Origin of the sequence: Mycoplasma testudinis ATCC 43263 (genome assembly GCF_000687795.1) — a bacterium.
GTDB lineage: Bacteria > Bacillota_I > Bacilli_A > Mycoplasmatales > Mycoplasmoidaceae > Mycoplasmoides > Mycoplasmoides testudinis.
The window spans coordinates 49,083-60,928 of the sequence record NZ_JHXT01000007.1 but is presented as its reverse complement, the minus strand read 5'-3'; the positions used below and the strand labels follow the sequence as shown (position 1 = coordinate 60,928).

Sequence of the window (11,846 nt, the reverse complement as noted above, 5' to 3'; positions counted from 1 at the left end):
TTCAAAAACACGATTGTTAATAAAATAAAATCATTGATTGAATGAAAACAATATTTTATGATTCAAAAGAAGATGAAACATCAAACGGGAGGTCATTCGCTTATAAGAATATTACAACACGCTCAACTTTCGTCTGCCAAAAAATTAGACCAAAACTATCAAGTTGTGTATAATTTTTCAAATCAAAAAAGTAATATTATAGAAACAGAAACTATAACTTATAAAAGTGGATCAAAGGGATTGCTAAAAACAAAAATGTTAGAGGGATATTTCATCAATTATTCCTTAGATAATACAATTCACTAACTGTTCTTCTACCACCTATTTATTTTATGAAACCTCACGCCATGGCCCTTGTATCTTTAAATTAAATGATTTAAATCTAGATAATATTCACAATATAAAGAATAATAGAATAAACTTAATTTTTAGCCAAAAAACGTAAAAATGCAATTTCAAATTAAAAAATTTACGTCTAAATCAAACCGAATTAATGATTTTGGCTTTTTTCTCAAGCTTCAAACGCTTTTTTGAATTCATCGATATTATGCGATTCGGTCCCAAAAGTCAAAAAATGACTATTACTATGACTGGCTTCTTCAAGTTTTAAAGGATCAACTCGGAAAACATTTGCTGAGGTATTAGTTTGTAATTTTTTTGCAAAACCATTCCCCGAACGACAAAAACCAATTCCAGCAATAATTGAACCGTCGTTTTGGTGGTTTTCAAAATCCTTTTGTACTTTGTCAATAATTTCTTTTCCTAAATTAACATAATCATTTTCAGCATCTGAATCTACTTCACCTTTATCATCCACTTCATAACCTTTTGCAACCAAATATGCAATTGCTTGTTTTTTTAAATTAGTACCAATTGTGGTTGAACCAAGAATAATTTTCTTTTTCATAAAATTCCCTTTTAATAAAGTGCTTAAAGTATTAGTTGATTTTATTAAACTTATTTCAAAACAAAGAAAATAAGCATTTTTATTTGAAAAATCCATATAAAGCAAAAAAAATAAGCACGTAGTGCTTATTATGTTGTAAGTTAAAAATAACTTTTGAAAAATTTTATTTTAAATGGTGCACCCGAAGGGACTTGAACCCCCACTCCGCTAAGAACTAGATCCTAAGTCTAGCGCGTCTGCCATTCCGCCACGAGTGCCTGGTGCATCTTGAGGGGCTCGAACCCACGACCCAGTGATTAAGAGTCACTTGCTCTACCAGCTGAGCTAAAGATGCGTCTGGTGCCGACTATAGGAATTGAACCTACAACCTACTGATTACAAGTCAGTTGCTCTGCCGAATTGAGCTAAGTCGGCGTAAATGGTGGAGTGTGAGGGGCTCGAACCCCCGACCCTCTGCTTGTAAGGCAGATGCTCTCCCAGCTGAGCTAACACTCCATAGAAAACCAACACTGGTATATTTGTTGGCTTGTTGATCTTTATTTTATATGGTGACGCGTACGGGATTCAAACCCGTGAGTGCACGCGTGAAAGGCGTGTGTGTTAAGTCGCTTCACCAACGCGCCATATATGGCGGCCACAACAGGATTTGAACCTGTGACCAACCGGTTAACAGCCGGTTGCTCTACCGCTGAGCTATGTGGCCAAAAATTTGACTAAAAGACCTTATATATTTTACCCTAAAACTTATCTTTCAATAAATTTTGTATAAAAAAATTGCATTTACTAGCCAAAATTTAGATAATGACGCCTTATAAGTATAACAAAATTCTATTTTATAATGATAAATATTAATAAAATTGTATCCTTTATATAAATTGCTAGTACTTTATTTAAAGCATTACTAAATAAACGAATATTTATGAAAACCAAAACAAAACAACCAAAAACAAAAAAAACACAAGTAATCGTCGGCTTGTCTGGCGGGGTTGATTCAGCTGTCAGTGCTTACTTGTTAAAAAAAGCAAATTATGATGTCATTGGTGTTTTTATGGAGAATTGAGATGTGACTCTCAATGGAGATATCAAAGGTCACAAACAAGCATTAGTTGATGGGTGTTCATCCATTCAAGATTTTAAAGACGCCCAAGCTGTTGCTAAAAAACTTAAAATTAAATTATTAAAAATTAACTACGTTCAAAAATATTGGGATTTAGTTTTCAAAAAAATGATTGCTGAATTCAAAGATGGACATACCCCAAATCCTGATATTCTGTGTAATCAATTCATTAAATTTGGCGTCATGTTGCAATATGTAAGACGATATTATCCGCAGGCCAAATTTGCAACTGGACATTATGCCAAAATAATTAAAAAAAATAACCATCTTTTGATGGCAATCCCAGCCGACGAAAACAAAGATCAAACATATTTTTTATGCAATTTGAATGAAGAACAATTACATCAAGTAATTTTTCCACTAGAAAATTTGCATAAAGACGAAGTTCGAAAAATAGCCAAAAAAGCGAAACTAGCGGTTGCTAATAAAAAAGATTCCACCGGAATTTGTTTTATCGGTGAACGTAATTTTAAACAATTTTTAGAAAACTACTTTGAAAAAAAACCTGGCAAGATTATTCTTTATCCTCAAAAAAGGGTTGTTGGAACTCATGATGGATTAATGTTTTATACCATCGGCCAAAGGCGTGGTCTAGCAATCAACGGGATGAGTGAAAAAGTATTCGTATTTAGAAAAAACAAAACGAAAAATGAACTATACATTGCACCAGATTCATTACAAGAGCAATATCTTAGTTCAACTCAAGCCACAGTTGGTTATTTCAACTGAATTAATCCAGAATTAAATTTACCTGCACTCCAAACAAAATTATTAGTTCGTTTTCGCCACCGTCAAGCTCTGATTGAATGCTATATTACTAAAATTACTAAAAACCGCATTGTCTTAAAATACCCAAGCGGATCAAGAGCAGTTACTCCTGGACAATATGCGGTTTTATATACCCAACAAAAAATCTGTCTTGGTGGTGGTAGAATAATAAATACAAAAAAACACTAAATAACTTATATATAGGCAATTTAACATGAAAAAACTTACTGGTAATCAAGTCCGCCAAGTCTGAATTGATTTTTTTAAAAAGCACCAACATTTTTTAGTAGATTCACAATCATTAGTTCCTAAAAATGACCCCTCACTTTTATGAATCAATGCTGGAGTTGCAACTTTAAAAGACTACTTCTCAGGAAAAACTCCTCCACCAGCGCCAAGATTAGTAAATTCCCAACGCTGTTTAAGAACCAATGACATCGAAAATGTTGGAGTAACAAGTCGCCATCAAACATTATTTGAAATGTTAGGTAATTTTTCAATTGGTGATTACTTTAAAAAGCAAGCCATTCATTTTGGTTATGACTTATTAGTTAACCATTATGGATTAGATGTTAATAAACTTTATATTAGTGTTTTTGAAGAAGACGACGACGCATATAATAACTGAATCGAAGTTGGAATCAAACCCGATCATTTAGTACGTTGTAATCGTGAACGTAACTTTTGGGATTTAGGGTCTGGTCCTTGCGGACCTTGTACCGAAATTTTTTACGACCGTGGAGAAAAATATGACCCTCAAAAAATCGGTGTAAAGTTATTTCAAGAAGATATTGAAAATGATCGATATGTGGAAATCTGAAATATCGTTTTCAGCCAATTCAATAATGATGGGAAAAATAATTATAGTGAATTAACGCAAAAAAATATTGATACGGGATCTGGTTTAGAAAGATTAACTAGTGTTCTACAAGAAGTTCCAACTAATTTTGACACAGACCTATTTTTACCAATCATTCAAGAAATTGAAAAATACACCAACCAAAAATATGTTATTGACGATTATTTTTCTAAAGACCCAATCAAACATAAACGCTTAATTTCGTTCCGGGTAATTGCTGATCACTTAAAAGCGTGTGTGTTTGCAATATCAGACGGAGTAGTTCCTGGTTCTAAAGAACGTAGTTACATCATTCGACGTTTACTCCGAAGAGCTTTAGTACACTCTTTTAAATTAAATATTAAAGAAGATTTTTTCGAAACTGTAGTTAAAAAAATCATTGAAATTTACCAAGATTTCTTCCCATATTTAGCAACAAGTAGTGACTTTATTATCAAAACCTTAAAAGCTGAAGAACAAACCTTTAAAACAACAATTAATAATGGTTTAGCAATTTTTAATCAAGCTGTTCAAAATGAATCATTAGATGGCAGGACATTATTTAAATTAGTGGAAACTTATGGCTTTCCTGTAGAGTTAACTAAAGAATTAGCAGCTGAAAAAAACATCAAATTAAACTGGAATGAATTTGACGTTTTATTTAAAGAACACCAAGCGATATCAAAGGCAAAAAACGGTAATGTCATTGGGATTGAAAAACAAAATCCAAATTTACTTGCTTTAGAAGTTAAAAGTGAATTCGATTATTACGCAAACAATATTCAAGCTCAAGTTGTAGCTTTATTTGATGATCAATTTAACCGAGTTGAGTCGATTGTTAACTCATCGGGTTTTGTTGTCTTTGATAAGACAGTCATTTACGCAACTTCTGGTGGTCAACGTTTCGATGAAGGGTATGCCATAAAAGATAACATCAAAGTCCACTTTGATAACGTTTTAAAAGCGCCGCATTTGCAACACTTACATCATTTTACAAACGCTTCATTTAAATTAAACGAAAAATGAACGTTAAGCCACGATCCTGAATGGAGAAGACTAGTTCGAAAAAACCATACTTTAGAACACGTTTTACACGCCGCTTTAAAAAAAATTATAGGACCAACAATCAAACAAGAAGGTGCATTTAAAAGTGCGCAAAAAGCAACCCTTGACTTTACTTATCCAACACGTCTAAGTGATGAACAAATAACTAACGTTGAAAACGAAATTCGCCGGATCATTGCTTTAGATATTCCGATTCAAGTTATTCACACAGATCTTGAGGGATCAAAAAAACTCAATGCCATTGCATACTTCGCTGACGAATATAAAAAACACGACCAATTACGTGTTATTAAAATAGGTGATTATAGTGTCGAATTATGTGGTGGTACTCATTTGGATAAAACAAGCGAAATTGAAGATTGCTATATTTTTGATCATAGTTCTCGAGGTGCTGGATCCTGACGAATTGAAATTTTGAGTTCGTTTGAAACTACCAAAAAATATTTACAACAAAAAAATGAATCCTTTGTAAATACGATTGAAGAAATTAAAAAAGAATATCAGCAATTGAAACTAAACAATCCAGAATTTATCAAATCGTTGCAAGACTTTAAAATTCCTCAGGACATTAAACAATTACGCTCTAGTTTGAGACACTTCGAAACGATATTAGACGATTATCATAAGATTAAATTAGAACACGATAAATCTGTTCGTTTAAACGAAATTCAAAATTACAAAAAACTATTTGTAAATAACATTGAAAACAATGTATCTTTTACCTTCTTACAAAATGGCATAATTCACGAAATTAACGATGCATTAACTGCGGCTGTTAATGAAAATCAAGATATTTTATTTATTGTTTTTAATCAAGAAGACAAAAAGATACAATACTTTGTAGCAACAAAATCTGCAGCTCATAAAATGAACGCTAACCAACTAGTTCAAGAAATTAATAAGAAATTTTTAGGACGTGGTGGAGGCAAGCCTAATTTTGCACAAGGTGGAACAACACAAGTTTTATCACTTAACCAAATCCGAGAGTTTTTAAAGGAAATTATTTAATTCTCAATGCACTATCTTGCAATCGACGTCGGCAGCAAATATTTAGGGTTGGCCCTCTCAGACAGCGAAACATTAATCGCGTCACCGTGAAAAACAATTTTGTTTCCAAAAAATAATTTTCAATTCGCTATTAATCAATTAAAAAGTTTTTTAGAAAAAGATGGCTATCAAATTCTAATTTGTTTTATTGGATGACCACTTAACATGGATGGTTCAAAAAGCCAAACAACTTTAATGGTGGAAAAGTTTAGTTCTCTTTTTGAAAGAATATTTCCTCAAATTCATTATTTGTATGCCGATGAACGACACACCACATTGCAAGCGAAAGAATTACTTTTTGAAATGCAATTAAAGGGTTCGGTTCGAGACAAAAACGTTGATCGGTTAAGTGCGAGCGTAATTATGCAAAACTTTTTTATTAATCATTCATTAGAACTTCATATTCTAAAAACAAGTTTAATCCAAAAAGTTGCTGTGATGCGTGAATCAAACCTACAATTTCTTACACAATATTTAAACACCCGTGATGAAATAAAAAATATTTTAGAAGTTGGAACAGGTTGTGGATATAGTGCTTATCGATTAAGTAAAATCAATTCGATTCAAAAAATAACTTCTATAGAAAAAGATCTGAACCGCTTTAAATTAGCAAGTGATTATTTAAAAGAAAACCCTAAAATAAAACTTATCAACAGTGATATCAACAAATGGCAAACACAAGAAAAATATGACTTAATAATTTTGGATGGACCAAAAAAACAACTAGTTGAAATGTTTAATGAATATCAAAAAAAAGTAACCAACCATGGTGTGCTTGTCATCGATAATATCTGATTAAAACATGTTTATCACGAATATGAATTAACAAAAAATAAACGGTTTGAACCATTAATTGAATCAAACCGTCAACTAAGAAAGTTTTTAAACAATTTAGATATAAATAAATACAATTTAATAATTGATGAAAGTGGCGATGGTTTAGCCATTATTGAAAGAAAATAATTATGCAGCTAATCACAATGCCTTACGATTTAAATCAAGCATTAGAATTCGTTCAAAAAAAGATCGACTGTATTTTAATCGGTCATCGAGACGTTAGTTTGCGTTGTGCAAATTACTTTAAATGAAACGAAATTAAACAACTTGCCAAAAACAATAAACAAACTAAAATTTTTGTATTAGTTAACCAATTCTTTTTTGAGCCACAACTACAAAAACTTGAAAAATTTTTAAAAAAACTTGAGACGTTACAAGTTGATGGCGTCTATTTTCAAGACTATGCAGTTGCTGAAATTATTCAAGATAATAATTTGAAAATTAATTTAATATATCATCCCGAAACACTAGTAACAAGCTACGGACAGTTTAACTTTTTTCAAAAGAATAACATTAATCATGTTGTCCTAGCAAGAGAACTATTTTTAACAGAAATCGCTCAAATTGCTAAACACAAACCGGCAAATATGAAAATTGAATTACAAGCTCAAGGTTTTATGTTTATCATGCATTCGCGTTGGAACATGATTTCCAACTTTGAGAATTATAATCATATTAAAGGTCTTGCAAAGCAAAAGCAATTATGAATTAAAGAAGCTTTGCGAAAATGACCAAACGCAATCTATCAAGATCAAACTGGTACTCACATGTTTAGCGGATATGAACTATGCGTTGTAAGTGTACTTGAAAAATTAATTTCTTATAATATAGATTATATTCGAATCGATAATGTCATGCAAACTAGACAATGGTGCGAACAAATGACATTAATCTACCAAAAATTATTAAACGAACTTGAAGCCAAAAAATTAACTGCTTTAGAAATAGAAGAATCAATTAACCAAATTAAGAAAATATCAAGCCCTCACGCAATTACCCCAGCGTTCTTGGGAAATATCAAAGACATCTATCATTTGGAAAAAACTAATGAAAATGAAAGTAAAAAATAAATTAACAAAATCTGAACTATTAGCACCTGCAGGAGATTATGAAAAAGCTAATATTGCTTTAGAGTATGGTGCTGATGCTGTCTTTTTAGGTGCAAAAGCTTATTCATTAAGATCTCAAGCATCTAATTTTTTTATGAGTGATATCAAGAACACTTGTGATCGTGCTCACGAACTTAATAAAAAAGTATACGTTACAGTAAATGTTATTTGTCACAATGCATTATTAGCTGGGTTTCCTAAGTTTATGGCCGATTTAGCAAAAACCGGGGTCGATGCTTTAATTGTAGCTGACCCATTCATTATCGATTATGTCCACCGAACATATCCACAATTAGAAATACATTTATCAACCCAACAATCAGTTACTAATAGTCTCGCAGCTAAATTCTGGAAAAAAAATGGCTTACAACGAATAGTATTAGGACGTGAAGTTACCATGAATGAATTATCATCATTAATGGAGAACGTCAAGGGAATTGTTGAAATCGAATATTTTATTCATGGTGCTGTATGTATCTCGTATTCAGGAAGATGCATGATGTCAAACAATTGGTCTTTACGTGATTCTAATGTTGGTGGATGTGCCCAATCATGTCGCTGATTATTTGACCTTAAAAACGAAACGCAAACCAAATCTTATGGATCAACATTCACCATGTCACCAAAAGATATGATGTTATTAGATGAAATTAAAAACTTAATGCAAATTGGAGTTATTTCATTCAAAGTTGAAGGTCGAATGCGATCGTTAAATTACATTGCCACAGTCATCAAATCCTACCGGGCAGCAATCGATGCATATTATAAGAATAACTTAAATTTAAAGCAAGAAAAACAATTAATAAAAAACATCAAAAAGACATTAACCTATGCTGAAAATCGCCCGACCAGTTCAGCCTTTAGTCGCGGTCAGCCCGGAACAAAAGCAATGCTATTACATGAAGAAGACCGGAAAGTTAAACAAACATTTGCTTTTGTGATCCAAAAGGCTGAAGGTTCACTATATGAAGTTATTTGTCGCAACAATTTTCAACAAAAACAAATTTTTAGTATTTTTGGACCAAAGCATGAATACCAAAAAATTAAAATCAAAAAATTATATGACGCTAATAAAAATTTAATCGATGTTGCTAAAACGCCGATGCATAAATACTACATTCAATTTCATAAGAAACTAACCCTGCAAAAGAACGACATAGGACGAATTGAAAATAAAGATTAATTTTTTATTCTTATAAAACGTTAATGAATTTAATCCTTTCAAAATAATTTCAATAATGTTGTTAATAGTCTATTACGACCACGATTCAGAATAACAATATAAAATTACTTAATTCTGATATAGAAGAAAATGGCTTGATAAAATTTAATTCAAGTGAAAGGTAAAATATGAAAAAAATAAATAAAGCCTCAAAAGTTTCAGCAGAAACAACTCCAAAAGAAATTAAGAAAAAATGAAACTTCCATTTCAAAACATGAATTGGCATTTGGTCTCTTCTTGGAATAGCGGGATCTATAATTGTTATCGCACCAATTGCCAATTTTCAAATTAACGACCTTCCAAAACTTGAAGAACAACAAGATCAATTAAATCAACAACAAGCTCAACAACAAATGATTGCCAATTTTTATGCTGAACTATCGCGGACCAAAACATATGACGTTAATTCGTCACAAACCAATTTCTTACCAAGTCAATCTACGATTCCAGAAACTACAGACACAACCACTTTTTCTAGATTTATTGTTAATCCAGCAATCCCTAGTTTATCAGTTACTTTAGCCAATCAAGGGTTTGTATTACAATTTATAAAAGGCAGTTCTGATAATAGCAACGGTTCTTTAACGATAAAAGGTGTTTTAACACAAAATTTATCTTCAGGCCAAATATTTTATAACTCTGATGGAACAACAGCTAATTCCATAGAAAATGCGGGAATTACAATAACCCTAACTGGATTTAATACAACAACAAATATCATTCAAAACGCAATAAGCTCCTATTATAAAAGCATTCAACCAATTTTAAAAACCAATAGCGCGCAAGCGAATGTCTTTGCGGATAATCCATCTGTTTTAACAACCACCCCAACAATTAATCAGTTAAATGCAATCTTGGATTCAAGTTCTCAATTACCTGCATTTCCTCAAGTTTTAATTGCAAGTGGTTTTAACATCACCATTACAAAGGGAAATGTAGATCGTAATAATGGGACCATCATAGTAAACACCGTGATTAAAGATGCAACAGGAAAAGCGTACGGAGCAGATGGAAATTTATCTACAGACTCAGGTTTTAACGGAACCGAACACACTATCCAATGATTCAAAGCAGCGTTTCTAACTGCAAGTGTTAATACACCAGCATTGGGATCCAATTTTGTTTTAGCCCAATTAGATAATGGAAAATTAAACGGAATACAAATAACTCCCGATATTATTTCACGTTCAACATTTACTGCAAACGCAACAGGTTTCATTAGCGGCCCATATCAGTTCATTCGTTTTTACCCTAATGCCAATCGAATTGCTTTTTGACAACGTAACGGAAACAGCTTCCAAGGAATAGTTGGAAGTCTACAAATTAGTAATAATGCTATTACTATAAATCTGACTCAAGCACAAATAGTAAGTGTTTCAGCACAAACAGATACAAACGCATTCTTAGCTAATACACCAGGATTTTTAACTCCAACTAATCAATTTTTATCTAACACTAACGGATATGGCTTAAATAATTTAGTATGAAGTTTTGACAATTCAAAATAAAATAATTTAGCTATTATATTTTTAACAAAGTTATACAAAAACATGATAGTAGCCCCAAAAAGTTGGACTAAGAAAACCAACCGAAGGGACCTTTTTCATGAAACTATCATGCTCAATACGTAAAAAAAATAATTGGGACATAGTTTGATCCAGATACAGAAAATAAGAACGATGGTCCGTTAAAACATTATTTGGCACGCAATTTATCTCCTAGCATATTGTTCAACTTTGAGTCACATCACATAAATAACAAAAAAATAGTAGTGCTAAAAATACCAGCTGCTGAAGAGAGTCCAATAACATTTTTACGTGAAATATTTATTCGGATAGGATCAAGCAAAACGTCTCTTCATCGTTATCCAAAGTATACTATTCAACTGTTCAATTCACTTAAATCTAAAGACTTTGCTGAAATTGAATCGCCAGTTCAAGAATTAACATTCGGCTTTTTACAAACTTATTATTCTTCCAAAGGACTAAAATTGAAGAATGAACTTTTTAAAAAAGAATTAAAACTATATATTAGAAACACAAAAAAATATAATCTCCTAGCTTATCTACTAGCAGATAATAATAAGATTAGTACTCGTTTGAATAGTTTTTTGGGAATAGATAAAACATCAGTTTTAAATGAGACCAAAGAGTTTGGAAACAAATGCATTTTAAATTCTTACGAAAGCATATTAAATTTTATAGATTCAAAAAATGTAAACATAGTTAATGAAAAAAACCGAAAAATAGAACGCACAGAAACTGAGTTATTTAACGAATCAGCTTTAAGAGAAGCTTTATTAAATGCATTTATTCATAACGATTATATTGATATGCTTGGACTACAAATATTTGTTTTTTCAAACCGAATAGAAATTTTATCTTATGGGTTACTACCAAGAAATCAAATAGAAGAAGGTTTTTATGATGGCCTGAGTATTCCAAGATCTAAAGAACTATCAGACGTTTTCTTACAGCTAAGGTTAAGCGAAAGGTCAAAAAGAGGCGTAACTAAAATTATAAGAACTTATGGTAAACAAGCTTTTAAATTTGTGGAAAATTCAATCACCGTAGTTATTCCTTTTGCTGCTAATCCCAATCTAGAAAATTTAAATCTGTCTAACCATCGTTTAAATAATAAACAAGATAAAAAATTAAATCAAGAATCCTTAAAAGTCAAAATAACAAAATCCAGAATCATTGACCAAATACTAAATAATCCGTACGTTTCAACTAGTATGCTAATTGAAACAATTGGGTTGAAGAAAACAAAAATCCAAAAATACTTAAAAGATTTAAAGAACGAAAAGAAAATTCAAAAATCGGAAATCCACAAAGTGGATACTGAAAAATAATTGGCAAAAAATAAAGCCCTTTTGATGATGACGTCTTTAAAACGTTATATTTCTAGTTTGATAAATCATCATCGAAATTAAT

9 protein-coding genes and 6 tRNA genes are annotated in these 11,846 nt (G+C 31.5%); 8 read left to right on the top strand and 7 right to left on the bottom strand.

The features are described from left to right. On the top strand, window positions 1-306 hold a 306-nt coding region (locus T384_RS0102535), incomplete at its 5' end, for a hypothetical protein (protein WP_027119710.1). A gap of 184 nt (window positions 307-490) precedes the next feature. On the opposite strand, the gene T384_RS0102530 is transcribed toward T384_RS0102535, so the two are convergent. The 7 genes from T384_RS0102530 to T384_RS0102500 form a co-directional block, all read right to left on the bottom strand. After that, window positions 491-907, bottom strand: a complete 417-nt coding sequence (locus T384_RS0102530; RefSeq protein WP_169734578.1) for an RpiB/LacA/LacB family sugar-phosphate isomerase — start codon at window positions 905-907, stop codon at window positions 491-493. Between the two features lie 173 nt (window positions 908-1,080). Continuing rightward, a tRNA-Leu gene (locus T384_RS0102525) sits at window positions 1,081-1,164 on the bottom strand. Between the two features lies 1 nt (window position 1,165). After that, window positions 1,166-1,241 (bottom strand) — tRNA-Lys (locus T384_RS0102520). A gap of 3 nt (window positions 1,242-1,244) precedes the next feature. Further along, a tRNA-Thr gene (locus T384_RS0102515) sits at window positions 1,245-1,321 on the bottom strand. 5 nt (window positions 1,322-1,326) lie between these two features. Next, window positions 1,327-1,402, bottom strand: a tRNA-Val gene (locus T384_RS0102510). Window positions 1,403-1,453: 51 nt separating this feature from the next. Then, window positions 1,454-1,530: transfer RNA gene (locus T384_RS0102505), tRNA-Glu, on the bottom strand. A gap of 5 nt (window positions 1,531-1,535) precedes the next feature. Further along, window positions 1,536-1,610, bottom strand: a tRNA-Asn gene (locus tag T384_RS0102500). A gap of 216 nt (window positions 1,611-1,826) precedes the next feature. On the opposite strand from T384_RS0102500, the gene mnmA reads away from it, so the two are divergent. The 7 genes from mnmA (at window position 1,827) to T384_RS06245 (ending at window position 11,764) form a co-directional block, all read left to right on the top strand. Continuing rightward, window positions 1,827-2,981, top strand: a complete 1,155-nt coding sequence (gene mnmA, locus T384_RS0102495; RefSeq protein ID WP_036498895.1) for a tRNA 2-thiouridine(34) synthase MnmA — start codon at window positions 1,827-1,829, stop codon at window positions 2,979-2,981. 25 nt (window positions 2,982-3,006) lie between these two features. Further along, complete coding sequence (alaS, locus tag T384_RS0102490; RefSeq protein ID WP_027119707.1) at window positions 3,007-5,703, top strand: alanine--tRNA ligase; 2,697 nt, start codon at window positions 3,007-3,009, stop codon at window positions 5,701-5,703. Between the two features lie 6 nt (window positions 5,704-5,709). Next, entirely contained in the window at window positions 5,710-6,705 is a 996-nt protein-coding gene (ruvX, locus tag T384_RS0102485; RefSeq protein WP_027119706.1) for a Holliday junction resolvase RuvX, read from the top strand. 2 nt (window positions 6,706-6,707) lie between these two features. Beyond that, window positions 6,708-7,649, top strand: coding sequence for a U32 family peptidase (locus tag T384_RS0102480; protein ID WP_027119705.1), 942 nt, complete (start codon window positions 6,708-6,710; stop codon window positions 7,647-7,649). After that, on the top strand, window positions 7,627-8,871 hold the full coding sequence (locus tag T384_RS0102475; protein WP_027119704.1) for a peptidase U32 family protein: 1,245 nt from the start codon (window positions 7,627-7,629) through the stop codon (window positions 8,869-8,871). The genes T384_RS0102480 and T384_RS0102475 overlap by 23 nt, the downstream gene beginning before the upstream one ends. Before the next feature lie 167 nt (window positions 8,872-9,038). Continuing rightward, on the top strand, window positions 9,039-10,418 hold the full coding sequence (locus T384_RS0102470; RefSeq protein WP_027119703.1) for a hypothetical protein: 1,380 nt from the start codon (window positions 9,039-9,041) through the stop codon (window positions 10,416-10,418). 191 nt (window positions 10,419-10,609) lie between these two features. Continuing rightward, window positions 10,610-11,764 carry an ATP-binding protein gene (locus tag T384_RS06245; RefSeq protein WP_334290801.1) on the top strand — a complete coding sequence of 385 codons (1,155 nt, stop codon included), beginning with the start codon at window positions 10,610-10,612 and terminating at the stop codon, window positions 11,762-11,764. Window positions 11,765-11,846: the final 82 nt, after the last annotated feature.